20 protein-coding genes are annotated in these 19734 nt (G+C 66.9%); 9 read left to right on the top strand and 11 right to left on the bottom strand.

Features of this window, described 5'->3' with window-relative positions:
• Nucleotides 1-9 precede the first annotated feature (9 nt).
• Nucleotides 10-1014: a sugar phosphate isomerase/epimerase family protein gene (locus tag QRN11_RS09375; RefSeq protein ID WP_285250743.1), complete on the top strand. Its 1005-nt coding sequence runs from the start codon at nt 10-12 to the stop codon at nt 1012-1014.
• A 62-nt stretch (nt 1015-1076) separates the two neighbouring features.
• Here QRN11_RS09375 and QRN11_RS09370 read toward each other — a convergent pair whose 3' ends face one another.
• From QRN11_RS09370 to QRN11_RS09360, 3 genes are all read right to left on the bottom strand, one after another.
• A complete protein-coding gene (locus QRN11_RS09370; protein WP_285250742.1) occupies nt 1077-1547 on the bottom strand; it encodes a carboxymuconolactone decarboxylase family protein in 471 nt (156 codons plus the stop codon).
• 141 nt (nt 1548-1688) lie between these two features.
• A complete protein-coding gene (locus tag QRN11_RS09365; RefSeq protein WP_285250741.1) occupies nt 1689-2363 on the bottom strand; it encodes a TetR/AcrR family transcriptional regulator in 675 nt (224 codons plus the stop codon).
• 51 nt (nt 2364-2414) lie between these two features.
• Nucleotides 2415-3422 (bottom strand): apurinic/apyrimidinic endonuclease family protein, encoded by a 1008-nt coding sequence (locus QRN11_RS09360; RefSeq protein WP_285250740.1) that lies wholly within the window; start codon nt 3420-3422, stop codon nt 2415-2417.
• A 68-nt stretch (nt 3423-3490) separates the two neighbouring features.
• Between QRN11_RS09360 and QRN11_RS09355 the strand changes: the two genes are divergently transcribed.
• Nucleotides 3491-3907, top strand: coding sequence for a C-glycoside deglycosidase beta subunit domain-containing protein (locus QRN11_RS09355; RefSeq protein WP_285250739.1), 417 nt, complete (start codon nt 3491-3493; stop codon nt 3905-3907).
• A 22-nt stretch (nt 3908-3929) separates the two neighbouring features.
• Here QRN11_RS09355 and QRN11_RS09350 read toward each other — a convergent pair whose 3' ends face one another.
• Nucleotides 3930-5192: an ROK family protein gene (locus tag QRN11_RS09350; protein ID WP_285250738.1), complete on the bottom strand. Its 1263-nt coding sequence runs from the start codon at nt 5190-5192 to the stop codon at nt 3930-3932.
• A 107-nt stretch (nt 5193-5299) separates the two neighbouring features.
• Between QRN11_RS09350 and QRN11_RS09345 the strand changes: the two genes are divergently transcribed.
• The 7 genes from QRN11_RS09345 (at nt 5300) to QRN11_RS09315 (ending at nt 12383) form a co-directional block, all read left to right on the top strand.
• Nucleotides 5300-6340 (top strand): Gfo/Idh/MocA family protein, encoded by a 1041-nt coding sequence (locus QRN11_RS09345; protein ID WP_285250737.1) that lies wholly within the window; start codon nt 5300-5302, stop codon nt 6338-6340.
• A complete protein-coding gene (locus tag QRN11_RS09340) occupies nt 6337-7131 on the top strand; it encodes a hypothetical protein (protein ID WP_285250736.1) in 795 nt (264 codons plus the stop codon). The genes QRN11_RS09345 and QRN11_RS09340 overlap by 4 nt, the downstream gene beginning before the upstream one ends.
• A 185-nt stretch (nt 7132-7316) precedes the next feature.
• Entirely contained in the window at nt 7317-8795 is a 1479-nt protein-coding gene (locus QRN11_RS09335) for an MFS transporter (RefSeq protein ID WP_285250735.1), read from the top strand.
• A gap of 16 nt (nt 8796-8811) precedes the next feature.
• Nucleotides 8812-10380, top strand: coding sequence for a GMC oxidoreductase (locus QRN11_RS09330; protein WP_285250734.1), 1569 nt, complete (start codon nt 8812-8814; stop codon nt 10378-10380).
• Nucleotides 10381-10446: 66 nt separating this feature from the next.
• Nucleotides 10447-11409 (top strand): LysR family transcriptional regulator, encoded by a 963-nt coding sequence (locus QRN11_RS09325; protein WP_285250733.1) that lies wholly within the window; start codon nt 10447-10449, stop codon nt 11407-11409.
• A 136-nt stretch (nt 11410-11545) separates the two neighbouring features.
• The gene (locus tag QRN11_RS09320) at nt 11546-12109 is read left to right on the top strand and encodes a DoxX family protein (RefSeq protein ID WP_285250732.1); all 564 of its coding nucleotides are present in this window, start codon (nt 11546-11548) and stop codon (nt 12107-12109) included.
• Between the two features lie 118 nt (nt 12110-12227).
• Nucleotides 12228-12383 (top strand): SDR family oxidoreductase, encoded by a 156-nt coding sequence (locus tag QRN11_RS09315; protein WP_502935023.1) that lies wholly within the window; start codon nt 12228-12230, stop codon nt 12381-12383.
• A 90-nt stretch (nt 12384-12473) separates the two neighbouring features.
• On the opposite strand, the gene QRN11_RS09310 is transcribed toward QRN11_RS09315, so the two are convergent.
• The 7 genes from QRN11_RS09310 to QRN11_RS09280 form a co-directional block, all read right to left on the bottom strand.
• Nucleotides 12474-13250, bottom strand: coding sequence for an SDR family NAD(P)-dependent oxidoreductase (locus QRN11_RS09310; RefSeq protein WP_285250731.1), 777 nt, complete (start codon nt 13248-13250; stop codon nt 12474-12476).
• A gap of 1 nt (nt 13251) precedes the next feature.
• A complete protein-coding gene (locus QRN11_RS09305) occupies nt 13252-14250 on the bottom strand; it encodes a fumarylacetoacetate hydrolase family protein (protein WP_285250730.1) in 999 nt (332 codons plus the stop codon).
• 11 nt (nt 14251-14261) lie between these two features.
• Nucleotides 14262-15335 carry an amidohydrolase family protein gene (locus QRN11_RS09300; protein WP_285250729.1) on the bottom strand — a complete coding sequence of 358 codons (1074 nt, stop codon included), beginning with the start codon at nt 15333-15335 and terminating at the stop codon, nt 14262-14264.
• On the bottom strand, nt 15332-16456 hold the full coding sequence (locus QRN11_RS09295) for an FAD-dependent monooxygenase (RefSeq protein ID WP_285250728.1): 1125 nt from the start codon (nt 16454-16456) through the stop codon (nt 15332-15334). The genes QRN11_RS09300 and QRN11_RS09295 overlap by 4 nt, the downstream gene beginning before the upstream one ends.
• A 73-nt stretch (nt 16457-16529) precedes the next feature.
• A complete protein-coding gene (locus QRN11_RS09290) occupies nt 16530-17567 on the bottom strand; it encodes a cyclase family protein (protein WP_285250727.1) in 1038 nt (345 codons plus the stop codon).
• On the bottom strand, nt 17564-18520 hold the full coding sequence (locus QRN11_RS09285) for a fumarylacetoacetate hydrolase family protein (protein WP_285250726.1): 957 nt from the start codon (nt 18518-18520) through the stop codon (nt 17564-17566). Before QRN11_RS09285 ends, QRN11_RS09290 begins: the two co-directional genes overlap by 4 nt.
• A 6-nt stretch (nt 18521-18526) precedes the next feature.
• Nucleotides 18527-19546: a VOC family protein gene (locus QRN11_RS09280; RefSeq protein ID WP_285250725.1), complete on the bottom strand. Its 1020-nt coding sequence runs from the start codon at nt 19544-19546 to the stop codon at nt 18527-18529.
• Nucleotides 19547-19734: the final 188 nt, after the last annotated feature.

The following is a 19734-nucleotide window of genomic DNA, read 5'->3' as shown; positions in this document are numbered from 1 at the left end:
GGGAAACACATGGCACGACCAATTACGCTGTTCACCGGCCAGTGGGCCGACCTGCCGTTTGAGGAGGTGGCCCGGCTCGCCGGCGAGTGGGGCTACGACGGGCTGGAAATCGCCTGCTGGGGCGACCACCTGGACCCCTGGCGTTGGGACGACGATGCATACGTGCAGGGCAAACTCGACATCCTGGAACGCCACGGCCTTAAGGTATGGACGATCTCCAACCACCTCAAAGGCCAGGCCGTGTGCGATGACCCCATCGACGAACGGCACCGCGGGATCCTGCCGGACAACGTCTGGGGCGACGGCGACCCTGAAGGGGTGCGCCGGCGTGCCGCCGAGGAAATGAAGAACACCGCCCGGCTCGCCGCCAAGCTTGGCGTGAAGACGGTAACCGGATTTACGGGTTCGTCCATCTGGAAGTACGTGGCGATGTTTCCGCCGGCCTCCGAAAAGATGGTGGACGCCGGGTACCAGGACTTTGCCGACCGGTGGAACCCCATCCTGGACGTCTTCGACGAGGTGGGAGTCCGGTTTGCCCACGAAGTGCACCCGTCCGAGATCGCCTACGACTACTGGACCACCCAGCGCACGCTGGAGGCGATCGGGCACCGTGAGGCCTTCGGGCTGAACTGGGATCCGAGCCACATGGTGTGGCAGGACATCGATCCCGTGGGGTTCCTGTGGGACTTCAAGGACCGGATCTACCACGTGCACTGCAAGGACACGAAGAAGCGCCTGACCAACGGGCGCAACGGCCGGCTCTCGTCCCACCTGGCATGGGCCGACCCGCGCCGCGGCTGGGACTTCATCTCCACAGGCCACGGCGACGTGCCCTGGGAGGACGCCTTCCGGATGCTCAACTCCATCAACTACCGCGGGCCGTTGTCCGTGGAGTGGGAGGACGCCGGCATGGACCGCCTGGCCGGCGCCCCCGAAGCGCTGGCATTCGTCCGCAGGCTCTCCAGTTACGAGCCCTCGGCGGCAGCTTTCGACGCCGCCTTCAGCACGAAGTAATTCAGCACCAACTAATTCAGCCCAAAGCCCGGCCCCGGAAAACCCCGGGGCCGGGCTTTCGGCTATTCCGGCTTGACTGCGTAGGCGCTGCTGATTGCTATCCGGTTGTAGGTATTGATCGTCATAGTCAGCCACGTCACGGCGGACACCTGTCCCGGAGTCAACTGCCCGGCCGCTGACTGGTACCAGCCCGCATTTGTGGGGGAGTCCTGGATCAGCGTGATGTATTCGCAAAGGGCCAGTGCCGCGCGTTCCTGATCGTCGAAGTACAGGCTCTCCCGCCAGGCGGGCAGCACACTCAGCCGCTCCGGGCTCTCACCTTTCGCCAGCGAGTCCTTGGTGTGGATCCGCAGGCAGAATGCACAGCCGTTGATCTGGGAGGCGCGGATCTTTACCAGCTCTATAAGCAGTGGCGAGAGTCCCTCTCCCAGGGCGGCCCGGTCCGCCCTCAAGGCTGCGGAATTGATGGCTTTGTACAGTTCCGGGTGCTGGGCACCTACATCGGTCCTGGGGAGGATTGCTGTAGCGGTCATTGTGTGTGGGGCTCCTTGGCTCGATAGGGAGTGCGCTTCTGCGCTGGTTCCACCATCTCTTCCCTGCTGCCTTGGGAACCACTGAATGGGACGAATTGCCACCAGACGTTCCACCTCCGGTGGCGCGGGAGCAGCGGCGGCCTACGTCCTTGCCCGGCCGCCTTCCAGGTATTCGGGGGTTGCCATGCCGGCAACGGCGAAGCCGGACAGGTTCCGCAAGAAGGCTCCGTCGATGTCCTGGCCTGTCGCAATCAGCCGGTGATGGATTGCCCCGTAGAGGGCATCGATAACCATGCCGGCGTCGATGTCGCCCCGCACTTGCCCCCGGTGCTGGGCCCGCTGAATGATCGTCAGGAATGCTTGCCGACGCTCCCGGAGCATTGTTTGCCGAAGATGGACGGCGAATTCTGCGTCCCTGATGGCCTCAGCCAGCAGGTTGGCGACTGTGGACGCCGCTCCACCCACCTTCAGGCAATAGGTCAGCGCCACGAGGTAGGCATGCAGGTCCCTTGCCACATCGCCGGTGTCATGAACGTCGGTGAGCAGGTTCGTTTTATAGGTGAACGCTTCCAGCACCAGCAGCTGACGCGATGGCCAATAGCGGTACAGCGTTGTTTTGCTCACCCCCGACGCCCTGGCTACCGCGTCAATGGTGACGGACTCATAGGTGAGCCGGTCGATCAGGTTGCTTGCTGCCCGCAGGACTTTCTCCCGCACTTCCGCCTCGCGGGAGGCGGCTAAGGGGTGGGCAGGATCGGCGTTACGGCGCTGCGAAGCACGAAACCCGGGAGGCTGATGGCCCGACACTGCGCTCATGGGAGAATCCTAGGGCACGTACTTGAAGCGTCCTGAAGCGGGACCCTTCCGTCAGCAGGCCACGTTACTCACGCGGCCCCCGACGAGGGCTGCCCCGGCCAGTGCAAGGTGCCGCCGGGTCATGTCTGTGGGGTCGTCCTGCAGCCACTCGTGGCCGCCCCACTCACTGGTGAGGGTGCCGCTGAAGCGGTTGCGGCCCAGGAGGGCGCCCAGGTCCCGCAGCGGCTGCGAAACCCTCCCGCCGTCGTCGTGCAGGTCCCAGAACTTCAGGTGGAAGGCGCCCACCATGGGGAGGATGCCCCGCAGGTCTGCCGCGTCGCTGCGGCCGAAACGGATGAGCAGGTTCATAAAGAGGGTGTGGATGCGCGGGGGCACGCCTCCTGAGCGGAGGAGGGCGGTGACGGCGTCGATAGTGGCCGGGTCCTGCCAGTCATTCTCCAGCCGCCCCAGGAAGTCCTCAGGCAAGCCGCCCCGGTGCAGCTCTTCGAGGTAGGTGACGGGAAGGGCGGGCATCAGCATGCTGATGTCCACGAGGACCCGCACGTGGTCATCTCCGAGGGCGGCTATCGCTTCGAGGGCAGGTTCGACGGCGGCGCTGCCCGGGGCCTGCTGCCCCTGGATCTCCTCATACACCACCAGATCGAGCTCATGCAGCAGCGGCTGGACCAGCCTGAGCAGTTCCGTCCCCGCCTGCCCGATCGGGAGCCGGATGCCGCTGGCTCCCACGCGGTGCGCGGCACGTATCTGGGGGACCAGGAAATCCAGGCGTTCCTGCAGGGGGCGGCGTTCCGTCGGTGTGAAGTCATCCAGACTGGCGCCAAGGATGCTGATGGCTCCGCCCCTCGCCGCCAGGGCATCCCGCAGCCCGTCCACTTCGGCGTCGCTGGGAGCGGGAAAGGAGCGCCATACCAGTCCGGGCTCGAGTTCGATCTTTTGCACCACAGAATCTGCGATGCCGGTGACGACGTCCTGGGCGGTCCGTCGCGCGGCGATGATGTCAGGGGTCCAGTTGAAGGAGCTGGCGCACAGCGTCCAGCTGCTCGGAATTTCGGGAGCCATAGGGCGTCTTCCCCTTTATGCTTGTTAATGACAAACTTATGTCACTTTTAGGATAAAGGATGGAAGCCATGTTGGGAACCGCCGTGCGCGACGATGCGCTGACCGCCACTGCCGAAGGTTTTGAACTCCGCATCGGCCTGCCGTGGATCCGCTCCATGCCGCTCTCCAGCATCGCCGGCCTGGCGGTGGAGGTGGACGGCGTTCCCTTGGTGCAAGGGGAGTTGGAGGTGATGCTCGGCTCTCGTCGAATGTCCCCGGAGGCCCTGCGGGAAGAACGGGGCTGGTGGTTTGTGCAGGACCGGCTTGTCCTGGCGGGCCGGCGCGCGCTGCCACCCGGGACGCATCCCGTCGCTGTCGACTTCCAGCTGATGGTGCCGTACCTGCAGGCGCGGCCCGGCTCGCCGCTGGTCTTGCCGTTCCATCTGGAGGCCCGGCTGGAACTGGACGGAAAACCGGTCCCCAGTGTCTCCCTTGACGTCGCCTGATCCGGCGCGCCGGGTGCTGATCCTAGGCGGGAACTGCGACCCGCTCCGGTGAGGGGCGGCCATCAGCAAACCAGCGCGGGAAGGTGACATCGAACAGCTGCTCGCGCGCCAGTTCAGCGCCGCCGCGGAGGGGTTCGCGCTCGTCGGCCACGGAGAGGGTGATCGTCAGATCGCGGGTGGCCAGCGGCAGCGAGAGCTCGTAGACCCTCTGCCGGACTTCCGCCAGGAATACCTCGCCGGCCGACCCCATGGCGCCGCCGATGACGATGACGCTGGGGTTGAACATGTTCACCAGGGCGGAAATGGTCTCGCCCGCCACGCGCGCCGACTTCTGAATCAAGGTGATGGCCAGGGCGTCGCCGGACCGCACCGCAAGGGTGATCTCCTCGAGGGTCAGCTCTCCCTTTTTCGCTATCGCGGCCATGGAGCTGTTGGCGCCATCCCTAATGGCTTGTTCCGCATCCCTGACCAGGGCCCAGCCGCTTGCCACGGCTTCCAGGCAGCCGATCTTTCCGCAGCGGCACTGGGCGGTGGAGTCCAGGACCCGCACATGGCCGATGTCCCCGGCAGCGCCGTTGGCGCCGCGGTGGATCCTGCCCTGGGACAGCAGTCCTGCCCCGATTCCGGAGCCGATCTTGCAGTAGATAAGGTCCGCCAGGGAATCACGGCGGCGGGCACGCTCACCGAGGGCCAGCAGGTTGACGTCGTTATCCACCCAGACCGGCGCGTTGAAGCGCTCCTCGAACGGGGTCCGGACGTCGAAGCCGTTCCACCCGGGCATGATGGGGGGAGACACGGGCTGCCCGGAAGCAAAGTCGACCGGGCCGGGAAGGCCCACCACCACAGCCCAGACTGGCACGTTGGAATTCTTTTCCAGCACCTCGTCCACGAGGGCCATGACTGCCTCAATGGTCTTCTCGGGACCGCGGGAAATATCCCAGCTGCGGTGCGTGTGCTCCAGGACGTCGCCGTCGAGCGCCGTCAAACCCACCCTGATATGGGCCGCTCCGAGGGCACAGATGATGATCCGCCCCTGCTCGGCGCGAAAGCGCAGGGTCCGGGGCGCACGGCCGCCGGAGGAGGCGCCGAACTCTCCCTCGCCGAGGAAGCCGAACTGGATGGCCTGGTCCACACGCTGGCTGACAACACCCCTGCCCAGGCCGGTGACCTTGCCGATTTCGGGGCGGGTGGTTGCCTCGCCCGTCCGCACGAGGTTAACAATCCTCAGGAGGCTCGTCACTTCATCGGTCTGGGCTCCGAAGCGGAGGGTGGACTCTGTCGTCATAGTTTCCAATTCTCACACATCGCAGCCCACTAACGCGCGGTTTGCGGCCACTATAGCCAGATCCTTCCGCACTTATGAATAATAGTGACAGAAGAAGGAGGGCGACGATGCCTTGGAACGTGGGGACTATCGGCGCCGGGCCCGGTGTTGCAGCGCTTCACCTGCCGGTGCTGGGGCGGCTCGCCGACCTGTTCGCCGTGGTGCATGTTGCCGATGCGGGAAGCGGGCGCGCCCGGGTCCTGGCTGAACGGCATGCTGCCCGTTGGTCGGAGGGTGAGGCTGCCCTGCTGGCGGACCCGGCTGTGGACCTGGTGGCCATCTGCAGCCCGCCCGGTGAGCACTCCCGCCAGATCCTGGCGGCGCTCGCCGCGGGCAAGCGCGCCATTTTCTGCGAGAAGCCGCTGGCCACCAGCAGGGAGGAAGCTGACCGCGTTGTCTCGGCATGCAGGGCGGCAGGCGCCACCCTGCTGGTGGGGACGAACCATCTGTTCGACGCCGCGTGGGGGCGCGCCAAGCACCACCTCGTGGCCCTGGAGGGCAGGGTGCAGGCCATCTCGGTGACGCTGGCGCTTCCGCCGAACGACAGGTACCACCGGCTGGTTGGCGAGGACGGTCCTTTCCAGGCTGCCCGGCAGGGACGCCCCGACCTTGGCAACCCTGCCGTGGCGGCAGGCATTCTCCGGCAGCTGCTGACGGGCCTGGCAATCCATGACCTTCCTGCCGTACGGGACATCGCGCCGGGCATTGACGAAGTGGTCTACGCGAGGGTCGTTTCCCCGATCGGCTACCTGGTGGGGTACCGGGCCGGGGGAGTCCTGGTCCAGTTGGCGCTTACCATGCTTCCAGAAGGGCCGGATGCCCTGTGGCGGATGAGTATCGCTACTTCCCATGACCGCATCGAGGTCAATTTCCCGCCTGCCTTTGTCCATGCCGGAAGCGCCGCCACCCGGATGCGGAGCGTTGACGGATTGTGGACGGAGTATCCGCGGGATGATGAGGACGGCTATGTGGCCGAGTGGCGCCTGCTGGCTTCGCTCCTTGAGGGAGATGCCCCCGTGGAGTACGACGAACTGTTGGCTGACGCCCTGTACGCCATCGATCTGGCCGACGCCGCTGCGGCCAAAGTTCTTGAAGGGGTGCCGCAATGAGTGAAGGTTTGGGGTTCAGCGTTTTCACCGAACTGCCCGCCTATACGGCGGCCGTCGCCGAGCTTCCCGTGAGTGCTGCCCTGTCGGAAAACGCGCATGGTGCGGTGGCGGTGGTGCCAGGAGCAGGCGACTGGTGGCAGGGGATGCTGGCCGCGCGCGCCGGCGGAGCAGCGGCCGTGGTGCTGGCCGATCCTGCTGTTCTTCCGCGGGGAGCCGTTGAGTCAGAGCGTTGGCCCGGGGACATCCCGGTGATCGTTGAACGACCCCGCATCCGCCCGGATCTTGTAGCCGCCGCGGTTGCGGCGCGGCGCGGCACCCCCGCCCGGATCATCACCGTTGAGTGTGCTGCCCCCGCCGCAGGCCTCGGTGCGCTCATCTGCGACGGCTTCGGCTGGATGCGGTCCCTCGCCGGCGGAACGGTGGCGCTTCAGTCAAGCATTGCCACAGTGCACAGCAGGATCGCACTCCTGCACGCAGGCGACTCCCAAGGCGGGACTGTTCCTGCCACCCTTTCGGCAACCGCCATCGGTGGTCCTCATGCCGGAGGCCTGCTCCAGGTGCTTGCCCTCGGCGAGGTGCGGACGGAGGTCACCGTGGACCAGCCCGCCGGGCTCGCCCGGGTGGAAACCGTCACCGAAGAAGGGTCTTTACGGGCTCCGGAACGCTACGAATCGTCAGCACGCCTGGCGCTCCGCCGGACCTTCGACGCCTGCTTGTCGGGCGGCCCGGCAACGGACCTGGCGGAGCTGCTGCAGGACATGGCGCTGACCCGTGCCCTGCTCAATGCGTAGGCAGAGCGTTCCGTCATGTCTGATACATACATTCTTATGTTGTTTTCTGACTAAAGTGCAGTATCATGGATAACGGCGCCGGGGTTCCTTCCGGACCCGTTCTCCGGTGTGATGGTGCGCCGGGGGCACACCACGTCGCGTCGACGGCCCGATCGTTCGGGTAGATCACTATGCCACTTTCGCCTTTGAGACTCCGTCTCCTTGTTGTCGCCCTGCTCTCGGTCTCCTTCCTCGGGGCCCTGGACCATACCGTCGTGTCCACTTCCCTGGCAACCATCGCCGGTGAACTGGGTGCATTGACGCTCATGAGCTGGGTTGTGGTGGGCTACACCCTCGCCAGCACCGTGCTGCTGCCAGTACTCGGCAAACTCGGTGACGTGCTGGGTGCCCGCCGCATCTTTCTCTGCTCGCTGGTGATGTTCCTGGCCGCCTCACTGGCCTGCGGCTTCGCCACGGATATGTCCTGGCTCATTGCCGCCCGTGTCCTGCAGGGCATGAGCTCCGCGGGCCTGCAGCTGATGTCCCAGACCATCATTGCCCGCGTCACCACCCAGCGGGAACGGCCCCGCTATATGGCCATCATCGGCGCGGCGTTCCCGATCGCCATCCTGGTAGGCCCCGTCCTTGGGGGTGCCATCACCGACTTTTGGGGCTGGCAGTGGGTCTTCTGGATCAACATTCCGGTGGGGGCTGCGGCGCTGGGCCTGGCGCTCATCGCCGTACCCCATCTGGAGCCCGGCCCCATGCCCCGCCACTTGGACGTTGCCGGGGCGGCGGTCTTCACCACCGCCCTGGTGGCACTGGTGCTCGCCGTTACCTGGGCCGCCGAACGCAGCGCAGGCTTCGCTATGGCCGCCGCCCTCGCGGTAAGCATCGCCGGCTTTGCCGCCTTCTTTTTCATCGAGCGGCGCGCACCCGAACCCATCGTGCCGCTCCACTTCTTCGCCAACCGGACCATCGCTGCAGGCACGGCACTCTCGGCGATTATCGGCGTCGGCCTCTTCTCCATCACCGCCTACCTGCCCACGTACTTCCAGATGGCCTACCAGACCACCGCCACCGTGTCCGGGCTCGTACCGATCGCTACGGTGTTCGGCATGCTGGTCAGCAACCTGCTGACCGGATGGCTGGCCAGCCGGACAGGGCAGTACCGGATTTTCCCGATAGTGGGAACCATGATGGGGGCGGCCGGGCTTCTGGTGATGGCCATGCTGCCCGCGGGCCTTCCGCTGTGGGTTCCCATGATGGTGATGGCCGTGGTGGGGATGGGCACCGGGGCGTTTATGAGCCTGATTGTGGCGGTAGTCCAGGGCGCCGCCCCGGCCAGCCAGACCGGCACCATCACGGCCACCATCAACCTGGTCCGGCAGGTGGGGTCCACCGTGGCGACGGCGGTCATCGGCGGAGTGGTTGGCTTCGGCGTCGCCGCGCTCCTGCCGGCAGGCCTTGATGCTTCCACCCTGACGCCGCAGCTGGTGCATGCGGCCGCGCCTGCCATCCAGGCCAGCGTGGCACAGATCTACAGCTCAGTCTTCACTCCGATCTTCATTGCCTTGGCAGCCACCTACGCGGTGGGGATTGTCGCCGCGGTCCTGCTTCCGCATGGCCGCCTCTCCGACGACCCCGTTCCCGCTTCCACCACTTCCGAATCCCTCTCGGCCTGATTTCAAAGGAGACATCATGTCCAACCCCACCATTGCCATCGTCGGCAGCGGACCCATCGGTTCCACTTACGCACGGGTGCTCCTGGAGCAGGCCCCGAACGCGCACGTGGTGATGTTCGAAGCCGGACCGCAGCTCACCGACGTCCCCGGCGAGAGCGTCCGCAACATCCCCGATCCTGCCGAGAAGGCGCGCGCGCGGGAGATGTCCCAGGGGCCGCAGGCCGGCGCCTACCGGGAATCGCTGGGCATTCCGGCAGGCACCGTCACCGAGGGCATGTTTACCGCCCGCCAGGGCACGCATCTGCTGGACTTCGGCGGTGCAGGCTCAGCCCACGCACCCTCCTTCCCGGCCGCGGCTGCGGCCACCAACGTGGGCGGCCAGGGCGCGCACTGGACCTGCGCGACGCCGTCGCCCGCCTTCAGCGAAAAGCTCCCCTTCATCGCCGACGACGAGTGGGACGGCCTGGTTGAGGACGCCAAGCAGCTGCTGCACGTCCACAGCGCCGCGTTCGCGGACTCCAAGGTGGGCGAAGCCATCCGGTCCCTCCTGGACGAAGAGTTCGGCGCGGAACTGCCGGACGGCTACGGGGTGGGCACCCTTCCAGTGGCCGGGGACCCGCAGCCGGACGGGTCCGTGCGCTGGGCGGGTGCGGACGTCGTCCTCGGACCGCTGATCGACAAGGACAGCCCGCTCTCGAAGCAGTTCGAACTCCGCGACCTCACTCTGGTCCGCCGGGTGGAGCTGGACGGACAGCGCGTCACCGGCGTCACGGTGCAGGACCTGCGCACGGGGGAGACCTCCTTTGTGGCAGCCGACATCGTGGTGGTGGCCGCCGACGCCTTCCGTTCCCCGCAGCTGTTGTGGGCCTCGGGTGTCCGGCCGCAGGCGCTGGGCCACTACCTCACTGAGCACCCCGTAGTCATTTCCACGGTGGCGCTCGACGCCGAAAAGATGGGCCGCTTCGCCACGGACGAGGACCTCAAGGCTGAGCTGGCCCGGCGTGCGCTGAATTCCGCTGATCCGGTGGCAGCCGTGAACCGCATCCCGTTCTCCGAGCCCGAACACCCCTTCTCGGTCCAGGTGATGTACACCGAAACCACGCCGTTCCCCATGGAACCGGGCACCCCGTACTCGGAGAACCGCTGGGGCTACGTCAACATGGGCTACGGCCTGCGCAAGCACCCGCGCTTCGAGGACGCCGTCACCTTTGACGACAACGAGCCGGACTACCGCGGCTTCCCGAACATGACCATCGACTACGCGCTCACCGAGCGGGAGGAAACGGAGATCGCCCAGGCCACGGAACGGCTGCGCCGCGCCGGCAAGGCCCTTGGCGTCTTTGTTGCCGAGCCCCGGCTGATGCCCAACGGCTCCAGCCTGCACTACCAGGGCACCATGCGGATGGGCGCCACCGACGACGGCACCTCGGTGGCGGATCCTTGGTCCAAGGTGTGGGGCTACGAGAACCTGGTGGTGGGCGGCAACGCCCTGATTCCGACGGCGACGGCGATGAACCCCACCCTGATGAGCGTCGCCATCGCCGTGCGCGGCGCCCGGAAGGTGGCAGAGGAACTGGGTTCCTGACCCATGCGAATCGTAGAAAGGCGGCCGCTAAAAGGGCGGAACGGCGGGCACGGATAACCTGTGGGTATGAAGAACCTGGACCTGAACCTGCTGCCCCAACTTCAGGTCCTGCTGGAACTGCGCAACATCTCCCGGGCGGCGGAGCGGCTCCAGCTCAGCCAGCCGGCCACCAGCGCGGCGATGGCCAGGCTCCGGCGCCATTTCGACGACGAGCTCCTGGTCCGCAACGGCCGCACCTATGACCTCACGCCCTTTGCCCAGTCGCTGGTCCCGCTGGTTGATGAAGCCATGCTTCACATCCAGCGGGCCACGCGCGTGCGGTCCGGGTTCGACGCCGCCACCAGCGAGCGCGAGTTCATCATCGCCGCCTCGGACTACGCTGCGGCGCTGATCGTGGGGCCGCTGCGCGGGATCCTGCGGGAAGAAGCCCCCGGCGTCTCGGTGGACTTCGTCCCCACCGCCGGCTCAGGGATCCAGGGCCAGATGGCCGACTACTCCAAAATCGACCTGCTGGTGGGGCCCACGGGGTACCAGATGCAGGGAGCCAGCAAACAGCTCTTCCGGGACAGCTTCGTGGCCGTGACCGACGCCGGCAACCCGCTGCTCCAGCAGCCCCGCCTGACCCTCGAAGACCTGACAGCGGTGCCGCACGCCGTCGGCTATTTCGGTGAGGGCATCAGCACCCCGGCGGACAAGCTGTTCGAGTCCCGGGGCATCCAGCGCCGGGTGGCGGCCGTGGTGGCCGGATTCCTGTCCCTGCCGCTCCTGGTTGAGGGCACAGACCTGGTGGCACTCGTCCCCCGGATGCTGGCCGGACGGGCTCAGCGCGGCGCGGACATCGTGGTGCTGGAGTTCTCCGGCGGGACGGAGGCGTCCCTCGTGGAGGCCATGTACTGGCACCCGTCCCAGGCGGAGGACCCGGCGAGCGTGTGGCTGCGGTCCGTGGTCCAGCGCTCCTGTGCCCGGCTCCACGAGCTCTTCCCCGTGGATACCCATCCGGTGGCTATCCACGCGGCGGATACCCCATAGAGCCGCGGCTTGTACCCGCTGCCGGAGGGGGTACCCTGCATGATTCTCCCCCTGTGATGGGGTGGTTTCGCAGCCGTAGACTCGTGCTGACAGCGAGCCGGGCAGCGACTCGGGCAACCCCATAAGGAGGACTGTTATGCGCAATGTAACCACCAGCCCCGAGGCGGCCGCCGCCGCACAGACCCTGTTCCGGGTGGGCCTGGGAGGCGTGCTCATCGCCCACGGATCCCAAAAACTTTTCGGCTGGTTCGGCGGGGGAGGCGTCGAAGGCACCAGCAAGGGCATGCACGCCATGGGGTTCCGTCCCGCAAAACCCAGCGCCGTCCTCGCGGGTGTGGGTGAAGCAGGAGCCGGTCTGGCCTTGGCCTTGGGGCTGGCCACTCCTGCCGCCGGCGCCGCTGCCGCCACCACTATGGGTGTCGCCGCCAGCGTCCATGCCCCGAACGGCTTCTTCGCCCAGGAGGGCGGCCTCGAGTACCCGGCAGTGCTGGGCCTGGCAGCCGCCGCGTTCACGATCGGCGGCTCCGGCCTCTACTCCCTGGATGCGCTCACCGGCCACGTCCTGGACCGGCCCTGGATGCGGATCACCGCTTTGGCCGCGATCCCCACCGCCATCGCCATCCAGGTTTCCCGCCGGCGCAAGGCCCTCGCCGCAGACGCCGCAGCACCAGCCGCAGACACTCCTGCGGAAGACGCCTGAGCCCGTGGCCCTGACTATCTGCGGGACTATCCACGCGGCGGATACCACCTAGACCCAAGACGCCGTTCCCCTTCCCGCCGCGGCCAGCGAGGGCAACCTCCTCGCTCCGGACCATCCGATGCGGACCATCGCCGGCAGCATCCCGCTGGGCCGGATCGGCGCGCCCGAGGAAGTGGCAAAGTGCGCCCTGTTCCTCGCATCGGACGAGGCCTCATACGTGACCGGCGCCAACCTGATGGTCGACGGCGGCTGGTCGGCGGTCCTGCCGGGCTGACTCCCGCCCCTTCCCCCAACTACGTAGCGCTAAGTGTCGTTTTGACGCTCGAAAACGACACTTAGCGCTACTCAGTTGGGTGGGGGGCGGTCAGCGCAGGGCGTCGGAGACCGACTTCGCGCCGCCGTGGGATGCCTGGCCGCCGTCCACCGGGATGTCGGCACCCGTCACGAAGGAAGAGAGCGGGCTGAGCAGGAAAAGCACGACGGCGGCGACCTCCTCCACGCTTCCGGTGCGTCCCAGCGGGGTTTCGGCCAGGGTGGCCTGCCGGAACTCGGGCTTGGCGCCCGCCGTCATGGGTGTTTCGATGAAGCCCGGATGGACGGTGTTGACCCGGATCCCGCGCGGGCCAAGTTCCATCGCTGCCACTTGGGACAACCCTCGCAGCGCCCACTTGCTCGCGGTGTAGGCCACCGGATAATGCGCCGTCAGGCCTGCAACAGAGCCGACATTAACGATGGACGCTCCGCTGCCCATCAAGGGCGTTAGCGACTGGATTCCCAACAGGCTGCCGGCAACGTTGACCTCGTAGACCTTCTGAAGGTCGGCCACGGACGCCTCCAGCAGCCGGCTTCGCTGGGTGATGCCGGCGTTGTTGACCAGCCCGTCCACCTGCCAGCCCTGGGACCGGATCCAGGCAGCGAGCCCGGACCAGCCGGAGGCATCGCCCACGTCCAGTTGCCGGTACACCAGGGCGCCGGCCGAGGCCGAAGGCTCCGTGCCCAGCCCGTCGGGCATTTCCGCCGCAAGATCGGTTGCAATCACGCGCGCGCCGGCCTCCGCCAGCAGGCGCGCCTCCTCGGCACCCTGGCCCTGGCCTGCGCCGGTGACCACCACCGTCCGGCCCTCGAGCTGAAGCGAAACCACCCTAGATTCCGGACGGAGCCGCAGCTGCCACCCGGTTGCGCGGCCGGGTTCGGGCCGGAACCCGGGTTACGGCCTCGCGCCGGGCGCCCACCGTGTTCTCGATGGTTCCGATCCCTTCCACCGTCATCTTCACCACGTCTCCGGTTTTCAGCGGCGGGGGAGTCTGGGCGCCGTTGCGTCCCCAGAGTTCGGCCAGGCAGCCGCTGCCGCAGGTGCCGGAGCCCAGCACATCGCCGGGCCGCACCACCGAGTCCTGCGAGGCATAGGCCACCAGCTCCGCGAACGGCCAGGCCATGTTGGAGAGCAGGTCCTGGCCAATGCCTTCCCCGTTGACTTCGACAGCCATGGAGATCGGCAGGAACCCCTCGGCGTCGTGCCGGTCCTCGAACTCGTCCGCCGTGACAATCCAGGGGCCCAGGGTGTTGGCGAAGTCCTTGCCCTTGCAGGGCCCCAGGCTGACCTTCATCTCCCGGCGCTGCAGGTCCCGTGCGGACCAGTCGTTGAGCACGGTGTACCCGAAGATGTGCCGGTGGGCATCCTCCGCGCTCAGGTTCCGCCCGTCGCTGCCCGGAACGCGTCCGACGACGGCAGCCACTTCCGTTTCAAAGTCCAGGTCCGTACAACCCGCCGGAATACCGATCACCTCGCCGGTGCCCGTCACCGTATGCGGGTTGGTGAAGTAGAAGGTGGGCGCCTCGTACCATTCGGGCACGACGCCGGCCACACCGTCGATGCTCTTCCGCACGCCTTCGACGTGTTCCTCGAACGCCACGAAGTCGCGGATGGTGGCGGGCACCAGCGGGGCGAGCAGCTGCACATCCGCCAGCGGAACGGGGGCAGCGGAACCTACGGTATCCCGGGCAATGCGCAGGGTTTCGTCCAGTCCCGCGTCGAGCATTGTCTGGACGGACTGCCCTGCCGGCAGAGCATAGCAGTTTTCGCCGTCCACAAAGCCGGACTGCGCCCCGCCGTCGTGATCCCAACGGGCAATCTTGACCATGTACGTGTTCCTTAAGCGTTGCGTCGGGCGGCCAGGGCGGCCGCCGCGGTGATTCCCAGCGTGCGTGCGTTGCCGCCCAAAACCCGGGTTTCGTCGTCGGAAGACAGGCCGGCAGCCTGGACCTCGTCCGCGGGAAGGTCGGAGCCCATGTCGAACGGATAGTCCGAGCCCAGCAGCACCTGCTCCGGACCCGAGGCTGCCACGAGAGCCCGCAGTTCAGCGGGACTGTGGACGAGCGAGTCGAAATAGAGCTTCTTCAGGTAGGACGACGGCGGCTGGGCGCAGCCGTGTGCCTCAGGGCGGACCTTCCACGCGTGGTCCGAGCGGCCCAAGGTGGTGGGAAGGTATCCGCCGCCGTGCGCTGCCACAACGTTGAGTTCCGGGTGCCGGTCCAGGACACCGCTGAAGATCAAGTGGGACAGGGCCACCGCATTCTCGGCGGGCTGGGACACGGTGTTGGCCAGGTAGAAGCGGTCCAGCCGCTCATCCAGCGAGCAGCCGAACGGGTGCAGGAACACCAGGGCGCCCAGTTCCTCGGCCCGGCCCCAGAACGGCTCAAGCCGGGGATCGGACAGTTCCACGGTGCTGCGCTCCGGGTCGTTTGGGGTGGCGGCGAACGAACCGATCTCCACACCCAGCAGCCCGCATTCGAGCACGGCATGCTCCAGTGCTTCCACCATCAGGGCAGGGTGCTGGAGCGGGACCAGGCCGAGGCCGTTGAGCCGGTCCGGCGCGCGGTCCACGAACTCCCGCACCGCCTGGTTGGCGGCCTTGGCCAGTTTCAAACCCAGTTCCCCACCGGCAAAGTAATAGAAGTGCGACGGCGACGGCGAGACCAGCTGCACGTCCACGCCCTGGGCGTCCATGTCAGCGAGCCGGCGGTCCAGGTCCGTCAGCTGCGGCCAGCGCTCCTTGATCATCCGGCCCGACGCGGCCATGGACTCGGGTCCGTTGCGCCGCACCTCCAGGGCCTGCTGCGCGCCGAAGCCCTCGGGATCGGCCTCGGCCACGAGCTGCTGCAGGGCCGGAAGCAGGATATGGGCATGGACGTCAACGGTGGGGGCTTGAACAGAATCGGTGCTCATGCGGGTTCCTTAACGAGGCTGGAGATTGAATGCATGAGGCCGGGCACATTGGCATCCCGGACGCCGTCGAGCATCCATTGGCCCAACTGGACGGACGCGTTGACAACTGCCTTTGCCCTGTCCAGGCGGCGGTCGGTGAACTCTTTCCAGAGCGTCTCCGTAACGTCGTCGGCACTGATCAGGAGTTCGGCAAGCACAGCCGCATCCTCCATCGCCATAGCAGCACCCTGCGCAATGGTGGGCGGGCAGCTGTGTGCGGCGTCGCCGATGATGACGCTGCGGCCGCGGTTCCAGGGCCCGTCCACCAGGTGGGTGGTGAACCACGTGTAGTTGATGCGGGCGCTGTGGTCCAGGTTGGCGCGGATCTCGTTCCACGGTCCGCCGTAGGCCGCGGCGAGTTCAGCCATGATGCGGGGGCCGTCCTCGTGCTTGCGCTCCTGGGCCTTCTCCACCAGGTAGGCGTAGATGGTGTCAGGGCCGGTGGGGCAGTAGCCGGCGATGAAGCAGGGGCCACCGTAGGTCAGGTCCGTGCGGACCACTTCCTCGGGGCGCTCCACGAAAGCACGCCAGATTCCCATGCCCGTGGACTGGGGTTCAACCTCGATGCCGATGGCCTTGCGAACTGCCGAGTGCAGGCCATCCGCGCCGATCAGCAGGTCGTAGGTGGCGCTGCCGCCGTCGGCGGTGCCCACGGTGACGGACCCGCCGTCGTCCGTTATTCCGGTGACGGTCCTGCCGTAGCTGATCCGCGCACCGGCCTGCTCGGCGCGTTCGCGGAGGATGGCGGTGAGGTCCGGGCGGTACATGCCCATGGTGGCGGGAAGGTCCTCGCCGCCGGTCCGGATGTCTTCGAGGACGGCGATGACGGTGCCGGCGGGGTCCGGGGCGCGCAGGCCCAGGGTGCTGAACCCGTAGCCCTTCGCCTCCACCTGGTCCCAGACGCCGAGTTGCCGGAGGACCCGCAGGGCGTTGCCCTGCAGGGTAATGCCGGATCCAAGGGTCTGCGGGGCGTCCGCCTTTTCGAGGATTTCAACTTGGATTCCGGCGTCGGCCAGGAGGATGGCTGCGGCCAGCCCAGCGGCTCCCGCCCCAACGATTCCGACGTTCTGTACTGCTGCCATCGCTGACTCCTTTGTATTGACGGCGATACTGCTGGTGGTTGTTGCTGTTTTAACTGAAGCTACCGGACGGGGATTACCGGACGGCGATCGGGTTGACCGGTGATCCGACTGCCCCGGTGATGGGGAGCGGGGCTGCGGTGAGCAGGAAGTCGTACCTGCCGTCCGCCGCGCACGCCTCGGCCAGCCCGTCCGGGTCCCACATCTCGCCCAGGAACAGGCCAAGGTTGGGGATCGCGATCTGGTGCAGGGGCTGGAAGGCGGCGTCGAACTCGTTCGGACGGACCTCGAAACCCCAGGTGTCGGTGGCGATTCCGGCAATTTCGCTGCGGTGCAGCCAGGGCGCGGCAGTAAAGGAGAGCCCCGGGGCTGACCCGCCGGCGTAGTCGCCCCAGCCGTCGCGGCGGACCCTCGTGTACTGGCCGGTGCGGATTATCACAATGTCGCCCCGGCCCACGGTTGAGCTGGTGCCTTGCAGGTCGATGGTCCGCTGGAGGTGTTCCGGGGTGATCGCGAATCCGTCCGGCAGTTCGCCGTCGTTCCTTCCCAGTTCGGGGCCGAGCGCCCGGCCGACGTCGAGCAGCACGCCCCGGGTGACGATCTTGGCGGCAGCGGTCTCGATGCCGGTTACCAGGTCGCCCTCGGAGGTGACCACGTCCCCGGCGGCGCGGCCGTTCCAGGCCTTGCCCTGGTCGAAGATGTGGCCCAGGCCGTCCCATTGAGTGGAACACTGCAGCGGCATGGCTATGACATCATCCGCGCCGCCGAAGCCGTGCGGGAAGCCCTGGTTGCCGCGTTCGGCGTCCACCCCGGTGTCCGTCATGGTGTGCACCGGGTTGGTGCGGCGGCGCCAGCCCTTCTGGGGGCCGTTGGTGTCGAACGGCTGGGACAGCGAGAACGCCTCGCCGGTCTTCACCAGGGCTGCGGCTTCGATGCGCTTTCCGGCGTCGATGAAGTTCAGGGTACCCAGGACGTCGTCCTGGCCCCAGCGGCCCCAGTTGTTGTGGGCCTGCGCCATGGCCCGGATGCTGCCGAGCGGATCCTCACGCCGGATAACCGGGGAATCAGTTGATTCCCCGGTGCCGGTGGTCAATGCAGTGTCCTGGGTGGTCACTGGACACCTTCACTTGTGGTTTCGTCCTTGCAGTGGATGAGCTGGGTGCCCAGCCCGGTGATGGTGCCTTCCATGACGTCCCCGTCCTGGAGCAGCCGGCCCCAGTGCTGGCCGTTGCCGGCGGGGCTGCCGGTGAGCACCAGGTCGCCCGGGCGCAGCGGCATGATCTGCGACGCTTCGCTGACCAGCTTGGCCACACCGAAGATCATGTCCTGCGTGGACTCGTCCTGCATGGCTTTGCCGTTGAGCTTCAGGGTGACCTGGACGTCCTGGGGGTCACCGAAGAACTTGGCCGGGACCAGCAGCGGCCCGGTGGGCAGGAAGCCCGGGGCGTTTTTGGCGCGGTACCAGTCCGAACCGATGGCGGGCATGTCCTTGCGGAAAACGTACTCGCGGGTGGTGATGTCGTTGACCATGGTGTAGCCGAACACGTATTCCAGGGCTTCCTCGGGGGTGACCCGGAACGCCGTCTTTCCGATCACCGCCGCCAGTTCCAGTTCCCAGTCGTGGGACTTGGAGTAGGACGGCAGGGTGAGGTCGTCCGTGGCGGACGCGATCGCCGTCGGGAGCCCGATGAAGAAGTACGGCGTGCCCTGGCCTGCGCGCTTGTCCATCATGGCGGCGGTCTTGGCGCGCACTTCCTCCTCGACCTCGCCGGGTTCGCGGTGGGCTGCGGCGAGGTCGATGACGTGCTTGCGGTAGTTCGCACCGGTCTGCAGCACCTGCGCGGGCTCCACCGGAGCAAGGATTTCGACGTCGGCCAGCGCCAGGCCGGTGTCCTTGCCTGCCGAGGCGGCCAGGCTGTCCAGCTGGGGTTCGGTGGTGCCCCAGTGCTCGATCAGGGAGTTGATGTCCCCGTCCAGCGGCAGGACACGGTCTTCAAGCAGCAGGCCGGCACGGGCCTTGGCGTCGCCGGCTTCCTGGAAGCGGATGAGTGCAAAGGTTTCAGCCATGGTGTCTTAGCCCCGGCCCTGCTTGGCGTACGGGTTCAGGAGGGCTTCCTTCATTTCCGGGGAAGCGCCTTCTTCGGTGGCGGTGAAGCCCTCGGCCGGCGGGAAGGATTCGGTCATGGAGTGCGGCATGGCACCGTTCTTGTAGAAGTTGTTGGAACCGAGCGAGGGCTTCCAGGTGCTGGCTTCCCAGTCCGGGACGTAATTGCGGTAGCCGCCGGAGTTGAGCTCCACGCGCAGGCCGGAGGGGTCGCGGAAATAGAGGAAGTTCTGCTCGCCCACGCCGTGGATGGAGGGGCCGTATTCCATGGCGGTCCCGTTTTCCATCATGACGTCGGCGGTGCGGAGCAGGTCCTCGGTGGCATCCACCCAGAAGGCGATGTGGTTGACGCGGCCGGCGCGGCTGGAGGTGTCCAGGACGACGCCGAGGTCGTGCGACTTTTCGTTGGTGGTCAGCACGGAGAACACGGTGATGGGCGCTTCATCCAGGTCCACGAACGCCATGACGCGGAAACCCAGGGCCTCGTTGTACCACTTGGCGAAACCGCGGACATCGGAGGCGGCTACTGTGACGTGGTCCAGGAAGCGGGGGGCGGCGGCGTGGCTGCTGCGGCGCTCCGGGCGGTCCGGGTAGGTGGATTCGAAGCCGGGCTCGGCCACGAACTTTTCCACGTCGTAAAACAGGCGCATGTGGTGGCCGTAGGGGCCGGTGAATTCATAGGCCTTGCCGTAGCCGTGGCCGCCGGCGGTCCAGGTGCCCTGCACGCCGGTCGCTTCGATGCGCTGGGCTGCGGCTTCGAGGGCTGCCTGGGAGTTGGTGCGCCAGGCCATCCGGCCCAGGGACGCTTCGGCGCCTTCGGTGATCACCAGGCTGTAGCGGTAGTAGTCGCCCCAGCAGCGCAGGTAGACGTTGCCGTCCACGCGGTCGATGATGCGCATGCCGAACTTTTCCTCGTAGAACCGTGCCGAGGCTTCGACGTCCGGAGTGGTGATCTCGAGGTGGGCAAGATGGGAGAGCGGAGTTTCCACGTTGAAGTCCTTTTGGTTACTGGCTGCGGTCGGTTTGGTGCAGGTCCTGTAACTACTGTGAGGCACTTCATATATTTGGGGAAGGCGAGTTTTTCGATATCAACTATCCGTCCCACCGATACTTTCCGGCTGCGACGCTCGTTACCTTTTTCGTAGCCCTTTCCTGTTGCAGGATGTGGGTGTGCTGG

It is taken from the genome of Pseudarthrobacter sp. fls2-241-R2A-168, from assembly GCF_030209335.1.
Taxonomy (GTDB): Bacteria; Actinomycetota; Actinomycetes; order Actinomycetales; family Micrococcaceae; genus Arthrobacter.
Note: the sequence above shows the minus strand (reverse complement) of the source record. Positions and strands in the feature narration are given on the sequence as shown.